Here is a 16,757-nt window from a genome sequence, read left to right on the forward strand (position 1 = left end):
CTTCGTTCAGTTACAAATTTGGGTGTTTAACCGAGTGAAGACAACACTGTTCGTGACTGTTTTCGCATTTATCGTGAAACGCTTTCGCGTTTTCGTGCGCCGCTTCACTCAGACAAATCAACCCCCAACCTCGACACGCTGGCTTACCCCCCCCGCCAGCAGCGCTCCTTTGCTCAGCACCACGTTGATAGCACCGATTTTTCGTGGCAGGAAGAGGCTGAAGCGCCCCGCCGAACCACGGACAATTATGTCCCGGCAGGGCACGTTTGTCACGGCGGTCGTGACGGGCGGCGTGGACGAACGCGAGTGCCAGGGCGTTGAACCGGGCGATACCACCCCCATGGTCTTTCAGACCTTGAACAACGGCATCTTACCCAATGGTAAGCCTCCAAACTCAAAGATTGCACCATCACAGGGGCGACCTACGGGGAAATCTCGTCGTCACGGGGGCATTGTTCGGACTCACCGCACGCTGGGCTCGCATCTTCGACAATAAAGACATTTTGGACGTGGCGGTCAGGCGCCACGGTGTTCCAGTACGGTCGTAACGGCATTCGCGTACCCACCATTTAAAAAATGGCAAAGTGGTACGTGATGGCCGGTATCTCTGGCATTTTGACGGGCTCAGGGAAGCCGAGTAAAGGTTTGTCGGAAACCACTTCTACCTCGGCGCTTGGCTCAACGAGCAGCGTCTCTGGCCAAGACATTGGCCTCAACTTGTTACCGGAATGCCACCGCGTCGGTGGGCGCGAAGTTGGCCGATTACTACATCGGACTGGCAGAGATGTATCACCCCATTGTTGAAATCAATCCAGGCTCGGTGGTCAACATCGTCTTTCTGGAGGGGGTTCCGTCCCGATCCGATGGAAGCGGCCGAGTTTGAACAGGCCCAAGCCCAAGAGCAGTCCTCTCAATCGAATCAACTCATGGAAGTGATCAGCAACGTGACTCAGAACCCGATGGCGAACCAAATCAGCGCAAGGCATTCCAAGTGCCGTCGTCGCCGTTTGGTCAAAAATAAGGAAACGTCATGCACAAACTCATTGTGTTTTTACCCTTGTTGCTCGGTGGCTCGCGGCAGGCCTGGGCGAAGATTTCAGTTGTACGCAGGTGGGCGGCACATCCGGTTGCACCACCATGGATGAGATACAGCGCCAACCGATGGGGACCTCGCCGGTGTCTGCAGCGCAGGCGGCCCCTGACAATGTGTTCTTAACGTTGCACCACGGCGCGATCGTCAAGGGGTGCCTAAGCGCACTCAAGATACGGTGAGAAAGATCACCCATTTTTCCCATTCACAGACACGCTCGGGCATTACGTCGACACCACGGATATTTACGTGATACTCGATGAAAGTCGTTGGTCTGGGCGTCCCGCTAATAGCCATCTGGAAGGATTAAGCATGCTCAGTCCCAACTGTTGAAACGTAAACCTTCGTTGGGGCTTGGCGGTTTAATCGCCGACGCCAATCAGCATCAAAACCACTTCCATCACGAATTGCCGTACCGCGACTTTGATGCGCAGACCTCAACTCTTTTCATAACCGAAAATCGTATGCAAACTTGCGCTTAAACTGACGGTGCTTGGCGGGGCCAGAATGACGAAGTGGTGATGTCGCTCAACAAGATGGTGATGGATTTCCTCAAGGTGATAAGTGGGATTATCAACTGTCGATGTTTGGTCACAATCGAGTCGCGCATTACTTAGAAGCCAATGGGGACATCATGGCCAAAGCCGAGGCGGTATTTGCCAGCGTTTAGCCGGAAGAAGAAGGAGGCTACGCGGGTTTTCTGCGGCGAAAGGGTTTTTTCCATCGTCAGCGACATAAGTTTGATTTGCGCGATTACGACGCGTATTTCTTCGATGTCGACGAAAAGAAAAAGACCGACAAGTTGGATGATGTGCGCGCGGCGATGGAAACGGCGCTGTTGCAACTCGGTGTTGAGACCGCGCGGGTCGACCCCAAAAAAGGGCTCATACCTTACGGGTGATCTTTGAACTTTGATGCCAGGCGAAGACCGCCCGATTGAGCGTGACTACAACCCGTTCGACCCGATCAACCGCCAAGTGCTGTCGCCGGATACCGAAATGATCATCAAGCGGGATCACATTGCAACGCGTCACACCAATCCTTTCGGTCAAGAGACGCGCGGGCGCACCGTGTGCCTAGGACTCTCTCGAGCCCCCACCGACTTTTCGGTTGTACGCGATGCGCAGCGTTTGCGTCGATTCGTAATGTCTCGCGCATGTTGACGTGCCCACATGTGTTGTCGTTGAGTTTTCGTCACAACGTCACGGGAATTTTGAGCACGAGAACAACAAGAAAATTAATGATTTGACCAAAACACTGAAATCCCCGATGGCCATGTTTTCACCCACCGCGGGTGAAGAGTTGGAAGAGCGCACGGCCTTGCAAAAGGGGTTGGCCGACAAAGCGACCTCGGTGTGCTCGATGGTGTTGAACTTGACCTTGTTTACCCATAAAGCGCAGCAGCGCCACGATGTGCAATCGGCCAAAGAAGCGTTTTCGGCCACGGGACTCGACATCAAAGAGCAAATCATGATGCAAAGTCAAAGCGTGCTCAGTGCGCTTGCCGTTTTTAATGAGCGAAGGCGTGTGGGAGGATTGTGGCCGAGCGGGTCGCGTTCGCACGTTAAAAAGTGCCAACGTGGTCAATTTCTTTCCGATGGTGCTCGATTTTAAACGCCTGGTCAGTGGCATGTTGCTGCCGACGATGCGTGGGCAAATCTCGTTTTTTGATCCCTTTCATTGTGGCAGTGACAACAAAAACATCGCCTTAACCGGCGGCTCGGGGGCAGAGAAAGCTTTTTTACCCGAGGCTTGGTGCTGCAGCGATCTACGCCAAAGGGGGGAAGTGTTGGATCCTCGATAAAGGGGACAGTTACAAAAAGCTCACCCTGATGCTCAGAGGGGGCACCTACTCAATCACACCAATATTTTTCCAAATCTGTTTACCCATCTAGAACAAGTCAAAAACAGCGCGCATCACGAGCCGGTCGACGGAGAGAACGTCGATCCGATGAAAGAAGCGCTCAGCAACATCACCGCCTTGTTCGCGACCATCGCGTCGCCTCATGCTGAATTGGAAGGCTATCAGATGGCGGTGTTGGGTGACGCCATTTTACGGGCGTGGGAGGACAATGGCACCATAACGATTGTGGATGACGTCCAAGCGCAGTTGTTTACGTTGGCCGATGAGCATGGCCACGATCGCCGTATTCGAGACATCGCCGTACAACTGAATAAATATTGCGCAAAGGGCATTTATGGCGACACGTTCAATAAACCTTCAATGCTCGACCCCACGGTGGATATCACCACCCTAGAGCTTGAAGGGTTCCCTGAAGATGTGCTGCGTCCGGTGGTGTTTACGCTGATTGTGTCCATCAACCAGCAGATGTACCTCTCAGGCTCTCGCTCAACCCCCAAAATGTGCATCATCGAAGAGGCGTGGAGCTTGATGTCAGGCACCAACGCCCAGACGCGCAGTTTCATTAACACCGGTTATCGAACCGCGCGTAAATTTGGGGGATCATTTTGTACGGTGACCAAGGTATTGGGGACTTTTTTGTGAACGAAGAAGCGCGCGCCTCTTACGATAATTCCGACATTCACATTACGCTGCGCCAAGGCGAAGGCTTTGAAAAGTTTTTGCAAGACAACCTCAAGGCGTTCAACGAAATGGAGCAAGGGATCATCAAAAGTTTCCCACGGGCTGGGGACGCTGGGTACAGCTGCGTGCGCATCAAAGCCGGTGGCCACACCACCTATCACCGCGTGTTTTCCGATCCGTTTACGCGAGCGTGCTACAGCACCGAAGCGACCGAATTTGAATACTGCGAAAACTTAGTGAAACAAGGCATGCCGAGTATCGAAGCGATAGAAGCGACCGCGCAACATTTCTACGGTCAGAAATCGCCGACTATCAGCAAGCGCTTCAACAAAAAGCACAAGGGGTTTCCCATGACGTTTGATTTACATGGCCTATTTATAGTGGCGTGCGTGAGTATTGCCTCCTCGGTGGTGACCACCTTAGCGTTGGAGTCGCCGCCTCCCTTAGTCAGCATGGACGTAAAAAGCACCCTCGACCAATACCATAAAGAATTGCTGAAATCCCCCCTTTCTCTGCCGGAGCAAACGGATAAATTGGCGCACTTTGCCCGCGTCATGAACGAAGAAGTGGCGCGTTACGCCACTGAGCAAGGGCAAGTGGTGTTGGTCAGCGCCGCGGTCGTCGGCGGCACACCGGACATCACCGCGCACATCCAACGTGCCATTGTTGAGCGCTATGAGCCGTAGGAGTCAGTATGCGACACCTGATGATGGTCTTCGCCCTGCTGCTTTCGTTAGGGGCGGTGGCGAAGGACTTAGGTCGAATGGGACCGACGTTCCCGATTGGCGAAATCGACATGCTGACGTGGATAGAGGCGCGGCTTAAACACTTCGAGGCAACGGGCAAACTTGAGCAAATGCAAACCGAGTTTGCTGAGCAAGTGAAACAAAGCGTGGAAACACCGCCGCCGCTTTCCTTATCGACCACGACTACACCCCCAAAACGTTTTTGGTGGATCCCAGCATCACGGTGCCCAAGGATTTAACCGATGCCCAGGGGCGAGTCTTTGCCAAAGCGGGGACGCGAGTGAATCCCTTTGATACCCGCACTTGGCCAACGGGCGCAAAATTACCGCAGTTTGAGTATTCAAACGTGCTGGTTTTTTTGATGCGCGTGATGCCAAGCAAGTCGAGTTCGTGGCCAACCTAGAGCATGCCAAGCCCCTTCGCTACATTTTAACCGGTGGCAGCCCCAATCAGGCGGCCAAACGATTCAATACCCGCATGTACTTCGACCAACAAGGGACGCTCAGCGACCGGCTTCACATCCAAGCGGTGCCCAGTCTTGTCGAGCAGTCAGGGCACGCATGGCGCGTTCAAGAGTTTGATGTGCAACACATTGTGGTGGGAGCGCAACCATGAAAATATCGTCTTTCCTCGGATTACTGACCCTGTGCGGCGCCTTGTTGGTCAGTTCGACCGCGAAGGCCGGAGGGCCCGCGTGCGTCAGCCGATTTATCAACCCCATCACCGACGTGTGTTGGAGCTGCCTATTTCCGATGACGCTGGGCTCTACCCTCATTCCATCCATTTACCCTGACACCAACAACCCCACAATGCCGATCTCTTTTTGCCCAAAACCGCCGCCGATTTTCATGCAAATTGGTTTAAACATTGGTTATTGGGAGCCGTACGCGCTGACCGATGTGACGCGGGTGCCTTATTGCATGGTCAATATGGGGATGCAACTGGCCGGCGCCAATCAGCAAAAACTCGGCGGTCGAACCACCGCGCGCGATTCCGGTTCGAGTGATGGCGGGTTTTATCACGCGCACTGGTACAAATACCCCCTCATCTACTGGCTGCAATTGATGCAATCGGCGGCGTGCATGGCCACCGATAACTTTGATGTGGCCTACCTGACCGAGGTCGACCCTCTGTGGGATGACGACGAGCTGGCGTTTATCTTAAACCCCGAAGCGATTTTGTTTGGTAACCCCATTGCGCAGTTAGCGTGCGTACCGGAGTCCATTGCCACCACGACCAATGTGGTGCTCCCGTTTGATTTTTTGTTTTGGTGTTTGGGCTCTCAAGGCAGCGCTTACCCGTTAACGGGCAACACCAACTATCGAGACACCCGATACAAGCGGGCACCCTCATTATGGAGCGGCTCAATTACAAGTTGCACCGGCAAGGGATGGTGTGGGAGACGCGCGGCGAAGATGGGGCGGTCTGTTATCAATACCCGACGCCAATCTTACCCAAGTCTCGATACCGTTATCAAATGAGCGCGCCGATCACGGACGCCGCATGGTGTCACCCTTACACCACGACGACCACCATTTGGGAAATGGGCCACGATAACCCCACTACGGGCGATAACTTCGGTTACGTTCAGTGGCGTAAGCGCAATTGCGTGTTTCTTTAACCTGAACGTAGAGGAAGAAATGAATGTCTCTTGTACTCAAAGGGCGTCGCGCCCTGGACACATTCCTATTGAGGCGTCGCCTGCCTGATGATGCTTTGACGGCGTTTTTATCGCTCGCGCAGGCAGAGGAGGGGTTCGGCTTCAATTTCCTCCCCACCTCGCGTCGCGACAGGCGCGCGAAAAAACGCCCTTGCGCGATTACTCCAACCATTGACGCTATCGGATGAGGAAAGGCACCGCCTTCTCGAACCACTCTCTTCGACCCTTGTCGGTTTTTGATGTCGGCCCCAGCGCCTGTTTCACGGCCATCCACAGCGCTGAGCCCCCCGCCTTTCCTTGCCAATTGTGCCAGACTGCGCGCGGGTTGTTTGTTCACTATGGTGAGCCTTTGTCACAACGCAGTTGGTGCAGTCAGTGTCATCAAAATGGGCCGTGCATTGATGCCGCGTTAATTGAGCATTATCGACAATGCGGCATTGAGGAGGACACCATAGAGCGCCAGCTCCCCAAAGCGCGATGGGGGTTAAGAGGTGAGGCGCCGTCTTACCAATCGATAACCGCGATTGAAACGCCTATCCCTTGGCGTTTCAGACGCCGCGGTAAGATCTGTAAATCGATGCTTTTTAATCCGCCAGTGTAATGCCCCACCACCACATTGTGAAAGACGGGCTCGAAACCATTAGCCTCTAAGAACACGCGGCCAATGATGGTTCTGTGGTGGCCATCATTAATATAAAGTCCGCCATCAATATTACGAAAAGAGACATTTCGCTTCTCATGCTCAGGAAGGTAATACAGGGGGGATTGTTGAAGCTTTCGAGCGTATTGATGACCACGCTTCAATCCACCAAGGGCATCGATACAAGGGAAGAGTGCCAGCCACGATTTTCCTGCGTATCGAGGGTCTAAGCTCCCACGACATCGGATAATCGAACCGTCGTCACATGCCAATGAGGGCCGTTGGAGTGAATCAACTTCTTCTTTGACGTTTGAAACCCCTTGGTAGAGCACTCGGTGTGAAAAATGCAGTTTAGCCACGTCTTGTTGCGTAAATTCTGTTTTCAATCATCCCCCCGGTAATACGCCATCCTGACTTTTAAGACAGCCTAGTCCAATGTGATGGGCAAGGCAAACCAGCAGAGCAATCACGTTCAATCGCCATGATTTCGCTCATCTAGGAGTATAACTTGTCATTATTATCAACTAATTGGCCCCCTAACATAGCGTCGCTTGCGGCTTTTTTGGCACAGGGTCAGAAAAGCGGTGTTCGACTGCTTTTCTCTCACTGTGCGGAGAATCACCGTTATCGACAGAGTGAATTATCCGCCCTGATCGCGCCGCTCAAGCTGAGAAGGCATGAGAAAAAGCGCCTCATTAATGAGGCGCTCATGCCTCTTGTTTACCTATACCTTGAGCCCGAGACGTGCATCAGGCCATCGAAAATGAGACGCAGCCTCCATTGCCTAGTCAGGTGTGTGATGCCTGTGCGCCTGGCGTGTTTCAGCATTATGGCTACCTGGTGGCCGATCAAGGGTGGTGCAGTCAGTGCCATGGCCGAGGCGAGTGTTTGGATGTCGCGTTGATTGAGTATTACCGGCTTAATGCGGTATTGATGATGAGACGATAAATGATCATTTACCTCGAAAGCGATGGAACTTCTAGACGGGGGGCACCCCTATGCCTATCAATCATTGGGAGAGATTAAAAAGCAGTACCAACATGTCTTTCAGTCAGCGAGCATTTAATGTCATTACTTATCACCCTCATCCTAAAGTGGGCATTTTGGCGCTGTTCACCCTGGAGCTCGCTTTTGGCTGGGTAGGCTTGCCTGCCCTGTCAAAAGGGAGTACCTTTCACGTGGAGCTTTTATTTATTTGAGGTCTTTATGTCCCCCTTGAAATCCCTAGTCGCCACGGCTGCCTTGTGCGCGGCGACGCTGTGTCACGCGTACACTCAAGAAGAGCTTCAAGCGTTCACCGAGCTTGAAAAAAACAATGGTGCAAACAGCCATGCCGTCCGAGCTCGAACGTCATTTTCAATCCCAGCAACGCGCCGGCGATGAGATAGCATCTGATGCGAAAAGCCATGGCACGTTTTTGGCAAGATAAGCTCAAGCCGCAACACCTTAAGCGCGTCATTGATATTCCTGAACCCACGCAAAACCCCAAAGCTGCCCCAACGGGGGTCATGGTGTTTGTGTCTTTGACCATGCCAGAGGCGTCCTTGCGCGCGCTTTTAAAACAAAGTGAGCAATGGCAAGTGCCTTTGGTGATACGCGGTGTGTTGCCAGGCGGTTTTCCGGCGACCGCAAGGCGCATCAATCGCTACTGAAAACCCATCAACCAGACCAACCCATTCAAAGTGGTTTTGCCATTAACCCTGAGTGGTTTCGAACCTTTTCGGTGACTGAGGGGGGGGGGGGGGGGGGGGGGGGAGGGGAGAGAGAGTGCCAACGTTTGTGGCAGTCAAACCTGGCAAGTGCTTACCCAAGCAGCCGTGCAATGAAACGGACTATGACCTTATTAAAGGTAACCTATCGATCCCCGATGCGCTGAATCAATTGGCTCGTGGTGACAATCCCGAGGTGGTGAATGCCGTCTTAAGGAGGCAGCCGTGAAACAGGTTCTATTGATCGCGAGCCTGGCCATCGTTAGCGGCGCATTCGCAAGCCAAGGCGACCATTATTACGACAATGTGGATTGGGTGAAAAGCGCACAGAAAAATATCCCTTCAACGGCGAAGGGGAAGCTCGATGTGGGGGATTACTGCGCGGGGCAAGGGTGTGACAATGATCTGCGTAACCCTGAGCAGGCTCAGCTGAACGACGGCAATATGGACGCGAACGGCGCGCACTCATTATCAGTCCAATGATAAGGCGCAAGCCGTGCAAACCCGTTTTGATAAAGGCCGACCGGATGTGAAAAGCGACCCCGCGTATGAATTTGCTCTCATGGTCCAGGATAATGCTTATGAGATATCTCATGGCTTATCCAATCCAATACGTGGATTGTGACAATGCGACGCAATGTGTCATCGATGACATTCCCAAAGTGTGTCGTCAACCGACCAATAACACCGTGCCTTGCACTAAAATGCCGACGTTCACCGCGGTCACGTCTCCTGTGATTTACAGTTGCCCATCAGGGTGGTCTCGTCATGGGCGATTTGTAAAAACACCCGACAAGAGTGTCGCTATGATTCTAGAAATTATGTTGAACGCTCTTGTGGTGATTTCTCTTTTCACTGGCAAGGGGCTGGGTTTCAGTTTTGGAAACGTGTGTCACTCTCGATACCGCTCCAGAGCAGGAAGTGTGGAAGAGAGAACGGTACTGATTACCGCGAGAAATATGAAATATGCGGCAACATTGAACAACAAGTCCTTGCAACCCTATCTTGTCGTGGTGGTTATACGCTTTCAGGCGGTAACTGCATCAAAAAACACCGATGCGTTGGACCACTCATTGCAATCTATTAAGTGAGTGTAAAGTCGTGTCCCAAACCTGTGTAGAGGGGCGAGGCACACGCCGTATTAACGGCGTGCCCACCACGCTCGATTGCTGGAAGTACCGAGTTAACCACCAATGCACGCGGGACAATACGTGTAATGCGCTGCCGACCGGGATTGCACCACCACCGCGACGCATTGTAGTGCCAAACAAAAAGGCGTGTGCATCGAGGAAGAGCTCAAAAAATCCTGCCCACAGAAGCGCTGCAGCGCCACCAACTTAACCTGTGGCGAAGAAAGTTTTTGTCTCGACGGTGATTGCTATGCGGGCACGCCTAAGCCCTCCAGTGATTTTAATGAATCGGCGGCGGCTTTAGCGGTGCTGGCCAAAGCGGCAGAAGGGCTCGGTGATCCGCCTCTCATCTTTACTGGGCAAGGTCAGAAGTGCACTAAAAAATGCTCGGCATTTCGGACTGCTGTAAAGATGGCGGTTGGGGCACCGATGTGGGGCTCGCTCAGTGCAGCGAAGAAGAAAAAGCCCTGGGTAAAGCGAAAGATGACAAGTTGACCATTTATCTCGGCAGTTACTGCGCAGAAAAAGTGCTCGGGCAATGCTTACGCAAGAAGAGAACCTATTGCGTGTTCGACAGCTTATTGGCGCGCATTATTCAAGAGCAAGGAACGCGCGACCAACTGGGATTGAGCTTGGGCACCGCTAAGGTGCCCATCTGCGGGGCGATCACCCCAGAGCAGATGCAGCAAATTAACTTTGAAGATATCGATTTCTCGGATTTCTTTGGTGAGATGAACAGCAACACCCACTTGCCGTCTAGCCAAGAAATTCAACATCGGTTATCCAGTGCTTTAGGAGATCCATAACGTGATGCCCTCTTTTTCGACCCCTTTGGTGAGGGTCGCCCTGATGTTGGGAGTGATGGGCGCGTTCAGCGCCCAAGCCTCGTCTAACCCGCAAGGTTGGAAGTGGTATAACGAGCCCCATGCGGCCCCAACCTTAACCCCGCCGCCCCCAAAACCCCTTGAGCCCAATACCACCACGAGGATCATGAGCGCTACCGAACAGATGGACTGGTTTCATGAGACGTACAAGGAAGCGCTCAACGACGCCACCATCCATTCGAAAGACGAGGACAAGCTCAAGACGGTCATGCAACTTCACCAATACATTGGTGAGCGCACCAGTGAAACGGGCATGACGTTCAAAAAGGTATTACTCCAACACCCTGAGCTCTCTTACCTCAAAGATCGCCCGGCTGAATTTGCGGCGCGCGGCACCTATCACAAGCTCGAACGGGAGAAGAAAATCGACGCCGTGGCGCACATGCGCGACGAAGGTTGGGGGGTTTTTCTTTGTGTATGACGGCCAAGACAGTCTCAGTCAGCAATTGGCCCCGTCGCTGCAAGCCTTTTCCGATACGCATGGGATTGAGATTTTAGGATTATCGCGTGATAAGACCTTTGTCACCGGCATTCGAGATAACCGCAATAACGACAACAAAGTCGAGGTGCCTTATGCGCCTGCCCTGATTTTAGTCAACCCCAATACGGGTGAGATGAAGCCGCTTGCTTACGGGTTTATTTCACAAACCGCGTTGTTGGGCCGTTTCTACAACGTCGCCAATGACTATCAAACGCCCGATTTTTAGCGCGCAGAGTCTTGCCGCTTCAAATCTCTCCCCTGCTTTGCGCCTTCACGTCCTTAAATGACGGTAAACCAAGAGAACATCATCATGTTGATACGCACCCTTACTTTACTCTTTTTGCTGCTTTCGCCTTTCGCTACGGTGCAGGCTGCGCCCAATGACGATTACGCGATGGTGTTCTTCTTTCGCAGTGATTGCCCTTATTGCCACCGTTTTGCACCGAAACTCAAACGAGTGACCCATCGGCAACAACTGCAGACGTACGCCTTTTCGCTGGATGGCCAAGCCGTTCCTCATTACCCCGTCCCTATTCCGGCGACGCCCGCGGTGAGTCAGATGTTTTTTGACAATCCCCGCAACATCACGGTGCCCGCGACGTTTTTGATAAACGTCAATTCTCAGAAATTTGTGCGCGTGTCTATTGGCGATGTGTCGGAGGTGCAGTTAGAAACCAGCATTCGCCACATTTTAAGCGATGCCGACACCTTAGAGGCCATACGATGATCCGACCTCACCACACCCCACCAGGGCGAGCCCGTCTTATCGCCTTGATGCTCAGCGGGTTACTCACTGGCGCTTCCTACGCCGGCGGCGTCAATTCGTCGTTAGACGGTTTTTTTAATGGTCTCGGTTACAACGCCAATGTCACCCACCCCAATGCTTTCAAAGGCCAAGCCGCGAATTATTACAATGGCGGCTCTTTGTATGCTCGCACCCCCATAAAAAGTGCGCAGCTCATGAGCGTGCACTTGCCCGAGGTCTCAATGGGTTGTGGCGGGATTGACGCCTTCATGGGGGGATTTTCTCATATCAACGCCGACGGTCTCGTGCAATTTGGCAAAGCGGTGGTGCAAAACGCGGCGCCGTTTGCGGTCGACCTGGCGCTTCAAGTCTGGGCGCCACAAATCAAACAAATTCGTGACAATCTGCAAAACATTGCCGATAAGTTTCTCAATCAGTCGATCAACTCTTGTGAAGCGGCGCAGGCGGGGGTCAGTGGACTGGCCGCTACCTTTGGCGGTCCGGCGGCGAAAAAGCACGTCTGCGCCACCATCGGCACCAAAGGCAACGTGTTTGATGATTGGGTCGGCGCGCAAGTGGAGTGTGGTGTGGGCGGTCAGTCGAACGCACAGGTCGCACGCGCTCGCGCGGATGGCAGCGCTGGGGTTGGAAGACATCGCCAAGACCAGCCACAACATCGTTTGGTCAGCGGCGCTTAAAAATGGCTGGTTAGCCGGAGATAAAGCGCTGGCTGAATTTTTGATGAGTCTGTCAGGGACGTATATTTATGACGCGAACGGTCGCCCCAAATACTACGCCTCCTTGTTAGCGGACAACAATAACTTGGTGGACGCGATGCTCAAAGGGGGGAAGATTGAGTATTACAAGTGTGATAACACCGATGAGAAAGCCTGTTTGTCTCCGCAGAAAAAAGAGCTGACTTTAGCGCAAGACAAAGGGCTCGAAGTGCGTATTCGTCAAACGTTAGAAGCCTTATACATCAGTGTCGCCAATGATACGGGGCTCACCGACAATCAAAAAAGCTTTTTGGAGTACACCGATACGCCGGTGCTGGCGGTGTTCATCGGCTCAGTCAGAAGCAACCGTTACCCGAACTTTTCGGCGTACGCGCGCGTCATCTCGGTTGAGTTGCTGACCCGCTACCTCAGAAACATGCTGACGGTGGTGACCACGTCACTGAACCACACGCAAGTGGACAGCAAGGACATCGCTTTAATCATGTCAGACATCGACCGCGCTCGCGACTTCACCAATGGACTCTCAGACAAAGCGAAACGTGTGATATTGACCCAAGAGCAATTGACGCAGGCGTATAAAGAGAGCGACTCGCAAGCGATGAGCAAAATCAACAAACAACTGCTGCAGAACCTGTCCTTTGGAGGCTAATGTGACACTCGAATATTACACTTACACCCAAGGCGCGGCGATACAAAAGGCGCTCAATGCCATCGCCACTTTTTTTGTCAGCCAATCGTTCGCCTCAATGATGTCCATCTCTTTGATGATAGGCGCCGCGATGACCTACGCGTACTTTGTGGCGACACGTAACCCCAAACACATCTACATTTGGGCCATTGTGTTCGCCCTGGTGCCTTCGATGTTGATAAAACAAACCGTCACCATGCAAGTCATCGATAAGACCGAGCCAACGGCGGGGTATTCGGTGGCCAACGTGCCCTATCTCATTGCCCTGCCGACGTGGTTCTTTTCGACCATGATGGTCGGTACAGCCGACGCCATCGAGTCCATTTTTACCACCACCGACGATGAGCGTTACGGTCGCACCGGCATGATGTTTGGGTCCGAGTTGTATCAGCTGTCGCGTCAAAGTGATTTAAAAGACGTGGCGCTGCGCCGTTTATGGAATGACTTTTTCCAAAACTGCATTATTGGCGACATCCAAATCAATAAAAAGTACACCTGGAACGCACTCATGAACGCGCCGGACACGTTTGCTTTCTTAGATACCAAAAACATGAGCCCACTGCGCGGTGTGATACTCAACGACCTCAACCAAACCTTTAAAACCTGCGAAGAGGTGTACCCTGACATCAAGGCCCAATTCACCACCTCCGCGGCGATTGAGCTCGATTTGATTGTGACCTACCTGCACGGCGACAAAGCGTCGACCTATAAGGCGCACGTAAAAAATGCGATGTCGAACAGTTATCAGAAATTCATTGGTATCAGCAACAACGCGGTCGATGTCCTCAAGCACAACATGGCGATGAACGCGATGCGTTACAGCATCAACACCCTCGACCCGTCCGCCAGTGCGATGAATTACGCGTACACCTCGAACAAGATGCAGCAAACCTCAATGTGGGCGACCCTTGGCATGCAGGCCAGAGAGTTTATCCCGATGTTGCACACGATGCTCTTTACCCTGTTTAGCTGTCTAGGGTTCATGGTCGCGGCGGCGGCACTCATTCCGGCGCTCACCAAGATGGTTCTGACCAACTACATCAAGACGTTCGCCTACCTCGCCACTTGGCCGGCCCTGTTTGCGATACTCAATGCGATCATGACGTGGACACTTGAGTCGCACTCAAGCGCGACCGCGAATCCAATGCGAGGACTCTCATTATCGAACAGCAATGCGATTGATGAGCTGCACATGCGCTACGGCTACATGGCCGGATTTTTGATGATGACCATTCCAGTGCTTGCGGGGAAAATATTGCAAGGGGGCGTAGTCGCGGCGCAAGCCATGAACTACCAACTGGCGGGGATGATCAACAGCACCAACGCCCGCGTCTCTGCGGCGTCTTCCACCGGTAACATGGACTTTGGTAATCTGCAAATGCAAAACCACAGCCTCAATAACACCTCAGCCAACAAGTTTGATGACAACATGCTGCTAAGAACCGGGATGAACACCGCTCAGCAACGGGATGGGTCAAGCATCACGAGCTTACAAAATGAAGATGGCCGCAGGCTGTATAACGCGCAGGAAGCGGAATCCAAACCCTTATGGCAAGCGCAAGCCTCGAACATGCTGCAAAACAGCGTCAACGACCAATATTCGGACGCAAAAACCGCGCAGACGCAGAATATGAACAGTTTCAACGACAGCTTCTCGAAAGGCTTCCAGCAAAGTGACCGCTGGAACGACAACTGGAGCAAAAACCGCTCTTATGGCGACGGTCAAACGATGTCGACCGAAGGGCAAATCAGTCAGTCCGCACTCGAAAATGGACTCGGCGATTCAGAGTGTGTCTGAGACCATGGGCTGGACGCATGATCAAGCGCAGGCGTATGTGGCGGCGAAAAATGCCGGCGTTGAAGTGGGCACCTCCGAAATTCTTTGGGACGAGCGCCAAAGCCGGTGCCAGTTGGAGTGAGGAGGATAGAGAGTCATTCAGTCACATGAACGCAGAGCAGAAACAAGCCCTAGCCCAAGCGACTTCGCAATACAGTGAAGGGGCGACGGAGATGCAGCGCAGGTCGCACACTCGATGCGAAAAAGAAAATCGCAGTGAAGCTGAGCAATACGCGCACGACTTTGCGATCAATGCGCAGCGCACTCAACAAACCGCGGCCGCGGTCAATGAATCGAACGCACAGGTCGACAGCCTCAGCACATGCAATCGAGATTGAAAACGACACGGTGAATTTCAGTGCCAGTGCCATCACCGGTTTCCAGCAGTATTTAGAAGAAAACAGTCTAAAAGAAGTGGCCCGCTTGATGAACGCCAGTCAGCTGGAAGACATGCAAGACGTTGGGCGCGCTTTTGAGGATTACACCCGTACCGATGGCTTTCAGGAACAATACGGCGTCAACACCTCAAAAGCGTCACTCAATGAGCTCAAATCTTTGTATCAACCAAGGACTTAGGGCAAACGCCAACGCTCCAACCAGAGCAAGCCACCTTAATAAACATGGGCGCTGAACAATCGTTAGCCAAAACACAGGAGGTGGCCGCCGATATGTTTAAGGTCAATGAGAGTGGCGAGTTGTTTGTCGACAGCACCTACCATAACGTGAAAGGGAATGCTTTACTCTACGCGGGACATTTGCAAAATGAGGTGCAGAGGGCCCCAACACCGACCGTCGAAGGCGATCATGAGGTGAAAAAGAAAGTCGAGGCGGAAGTCGATACCACCCCCATTAAATCGACTGAAGTGGCGAGTTATCCCTCTGCGGGCTATCCCCTCATGCCGCCTAAAGATAATGGTTAAAAACACAGCGCTGTATATTTAAACACATAGTAAATTGTGTTAATATGGTGCCTATATTGGTGAGGGTTGGAGTGACATATGAAATGGATAATAGGCGGTTTACTCAGTGTATTGGTGAGCCTACCAGCTATGGCGCAGCCGTGGCACAAAAAGCCCACGTTAGAGCAGCTTATCGTGAAACTGAACACCAAATACCAATCGGATGACTTATCAGAATATACGCTAGAGAAGATGGAACAGGTCGACAACCTGTCCTACTTCATCCGTTACCTTGACCAACCTGGCACCGAACAGCACGCTAAGCTCAAAGCGTTTTTGTGGGGAATGGGCCGCGCACATCGGCAGTATTAACCAACAAATCCAGACCAATGTGGTGCCGTGGTTTTGTCCAGCCGGCGGCAGTTTGAAAACGGTCAGTCACAACGCGAAAAACCCGACCGAGTTCATTGAGAACATTATCTGGTATGGGTTAGAGCAGGATTTGAAATTCAAGCCTAATCGATTTAATGCGTATGATGGCGCGGCTTCTTTTATGTCTTCGACAGCACTCATCGAGTACGGTTTACAAACCAAATACCCGTGTTACGACCAAGTGCCGCAATCGCACCGTTTGGCGGGCTTTAACTATTAGCCTCCTTAACGCCAACCACACTCTAAAAAGGCACGCCACACGGCGTGCCTTTTTCATGGGTGATAACAACGAAGATATTCTCCCCCCTCCGCCACTGGCACTCAAGTTAGGCGACAGATGAGGCGCCAAGCTTGCTTGATTACGCTTGGAGAAAACCAATGCAAGACACCGTCGTTGTCGATTCCAATAATGAAGCGGCGCACGAAAAACGCGAAAGCGTTTCACGATAAATGCGAAAACTGTAAGAGGTGAATTCCAACCGTCGGGTTAAACACCCAACAGAAAAAAAACGGAACGGGCGTTATGTTTGAAAA

General features: G+C 52.4%; 18 protein-coding genes and 5 pseudogenes. 21 read left to right on the top strand and 2 right to left on the bottom strand.

Annotation, left to right across the window (positions count from 1 at the left end):
- Nucleotides 1-496 (top strand): annotated as a pseudogene (locus BCU07_RS23155) (hypothetical protein); the annotation flags it as partial.
- Nucleotides 497-569: 73 nt separating this feature from the next.
- Here BCU07_RS23155 and BCU07_RS23160 read toward each other — a convergent pair.
- Entirely contained in the window at nucleotides 570-707 is a 138-nt protein-coding gene (locus BCU07_RS23160) for a hypothetical protein (protein WP_413286185.1), read from the bottom strand.
- A gap of 1,128 nt (nucleotides 708-1,835) precedes the next feature.
- On the opposite strand from BCU07_RS23160, the gene BCU07_RS23165 reads away from it, so the two are divergent.
- The 6 genes and pseudogenes from BCU07_RS23165 to traU all read left to right on the top strand — a co-directional run bounded on the left by BCU07_RS23165 (nucleotide 1,836) and on the right by traU (nucleotide 6,002).
- Entirely contained in the window at nucleotides 1,836-1,991 is a 156-nt protein-coding gene (locus BCU07_RS23165; RefSeq protein ID WP_413286186.1) for a hypothetical protein, read from the top strand.
- A 344-nt stretch (nucleotides 1,992-2,335) separates the two neighbouring features.
- Nucleotides 2,336-2,704, top strand: a complete 369-nt coding sequence (locus BCU07_RS23170; protein WP_413286187.1) for a hypothetical protein — start codon at nucleotides 2,336-2,338, stop codon at nucleotides 2,702-2,704.
- Between the two features lie 337 nt (nucleotides 2,705-3,041).
- Entirely contained in the window at nucleotides 3,042-3,596 is a 555-nt protein-coding gene (locus BCU07_RS23175) for a hypothetical protein (protein WP_413286188.1), read from the top strand.
- Complete coding sequence (locus tag BCU07_RS23180) at nucleotides 3,593-4,321, top strand: TrbI F-type domain-containing protein (RefSeq protein WP_413286189.1); 729 nt, start codon at nucleotides 3,593-3,595, stop codon at nucleotides 4,319-4,321. The genes BCU07_RS23175 and BCU07_RS23180 overlap by 4 nt, the downstream gene beginning before the upstream one ends.
- A gap of 8 nt (nucleotides 4,322-4,329) precedes the next feature.
- A pseudogene (gene traW / locus BCU07_RS23185) lies at nucleotides 4,330-4,996 on the top strand (type-F conjugative transfer system protein TraW).
- Nucleotides 4,993-6,002: pseudogene (gene traU / locus BCU07_RS23190) on the top strand (conjugal transfer pilus assembly protein TraU). The pseudogenes traW and traU overlap by 4 nt, the downstream one beginning before the upstream one ends.
- A gap of 543 nt (nucleotides 6,003-6,545) precedes the next feature.
- Here traU and BCU07_RS23195 read toward each other — a convergent pair.
- A complete protein-coding gene (locus tag BCU07_RS23195; RefSeq protein WP_413286190.1) occupies nucleotides 6,546-7,067 on the bottom strand; it encodes a hypothetical protein in 522 nt (173 codons plus the stop codon).
- Between the two features lie 1,020 nt (nucleotides 7,068-8,087).
- Here BCU07_RS23195 and BCU07_RS23200 point away from each other — a divergent pair.
- The 14 genes and pseudogenes from BCU07_RS23200 (at nucleotide 8,088) to BCU07_RS23265 (ending at nucleotide 16,443) form a co-directional block, all read left to right on the top strand.
- Entirely contained in the window at nucleotides 8,088-8,333 is a 246-nt protein-coding gene (locus BCU07_RS23200; RefSeq protein WP_413286191.1) for a TrbC family F-type conjugative pilus assembly protein, read from the top strand.
- A gap of 282 nt (nucleotides 8,334-8,615) precedes the next feature.
- Entirely contained in the window at nucleotides 8,616-8,873 is a 258-nt protein-coding gene (locus BCU07_RS23205; protein ID WP_413286192.1) for a hypothetical protein, read from the top strand.
- Between the two features lie 110 nt (nucleotides 8,874-8,983).
- Nucleotides 8,984-9,481, top strand: coding sequence for a hypothetical protein (locus BCU07_RS23210; RefSeq protein WP_413286193.1), 498 nt, complete (start codon nucleotides 8,984-8,986; stop codon nucleotides 9,479-9,481).
- Nucleotides 9,447-10,326 (top strand): annotated as a pseudogene (gene traN / locus BCU07_RS23215) (type-F conjugative transfer system mating-pair stabilization protein TraN). The gene BCU07_RS23210 and the pseudogene traN overlap by 35 nt, the downstream one beginning before the upstream one ends.
- 4 nt (nucleotides 10,327-10,330) lie before the next feature.
- Nucleotides 10,331-11,111: pseudogene (gene traF, locus BCU07_RS23220) on the top strand (type-F conjugative transfer system pilin assembly protein TraF).
- 84 nt (nucleotides 11,112-11,195) lie between these two features.
- Entirely contained in the window at nucleotides 11,196-11,612 is a 417-nt protein-coding gene (gene trbB / locus BCU07_RS23225; protein ID WP_016768055.1) for a type-F conjugative transfer system pilin assembly thiol-disulfide isomerase TrbB, read from the top strand.
- Entirely contained in the window at nucleotides 11,609-12,328 is a 720-nt protein-coding gene (locus BCU07_RS23230; RefSeq protein WP_413286194.1) for a conjugal transfer protein TraH, read from the top strand. Before trbB ends, BCU07_RS23230 begins: the two co-directional genes overlap by 4 nt.
- Nucleotides 12,261-13,016: a conjugal transfer protein TraH gene (locus BCU07_RS23235; protein ID WP_413286195.1), complete on the top strand. Its 756-nt coding sequence runs from the start codon at nucleotides 12,261-12,263 to the stop codon at nucleotides 13,014-13,016. The genes BCU07_RS23230 and BCU07_RS23235 overlap by 68 nt, the downstream gene beginning before the upstream one ends.
- A 1-nt stretch (nucleotide 13,017) precedes the next feature.
- A complete protein-coding gene (locus BCU07_RS23240) occupies nucleotides 13,018-14,853 on the top strand; it encodes a conjugal transfer protein TraG N-terminal domain-containing protein (protein ID WP_413286196.1) in 1,836 nt (611 codons plus the stop codon).
- A 50-nt stretch (nucleotides 14,854-14,903) separates the two neighbouring features.
- Complete coding sequence (locus BCU07_RS23245) at nucleotides 14,904-15,230, top strand: hypothetical protein (RefSeq protein WP_413286197.1); 327 nt, start codon at nucleotides 14,904-14,906, stop codon at nucleotides 15,228-15,230.
- Nucleotides 15,231-15,240: 10 nt separating this feature from the next.
- A complete protein-coding gene (locus BCU07_RS23250; protein WP_413286198.1) occupies nucleotides 15,241-15,468 on the top strand; it encodes a hypothetical protein in 228 nt (75 codons plus the stop codon).
- Nucleotides 15,469-15,512: 44 nt separating this feature from the next.
- Complete coding sequence (locus tag BCU07_RS23255; protein WP_413286199.1) at nucleotides 15,513-15,812, top strand: hypothetical protein; 300 nt, start codon at nucleotides 15,513-15,515, stop codon at nucleotides 15,810-15,812.
- A 78-nt stretch (nucleotides 15,813-15,890) separates the two neighbouring features.
- The gene (locus BCU07_RS23260) at nucleotides 15,891-16,163 is read left to right on the top strand and encodes a hypothetical protein (RefSeq protein WP_413286200.1); all 273 of its coding nucleotides are present in this window, start codon (nucleotides 15,891-15,893) and stop codon (nucleotides 16,161-16,163) included.
- A gap of 52 nt (nucleotides 16,164-16,215) precedes the next feature.
- Complete coding sequence (locus BCU07_RS23265; protein WP_413286201.1) at nucleotides 16,216-16,443, top strand: hypothetical protein; 228 nt, start codon at nucleotides 16,216-16,218, stop codon at nucleotides 16,441-16,443.
- Nucleotides 16,444-16,757: the final 314 nt, after the last annotated feature.

The organism is Vibrio sp. 10N.261.54.E10 (assembly GCF_002877735.2).
Taxonomy (GTDB): domain Bacteria; phylum Pseudomonadota; class Gammaproteobacteria; order Enterobacterales; family Vibrionaceae; genus Vibrio; species Vibrio crassostreae_C.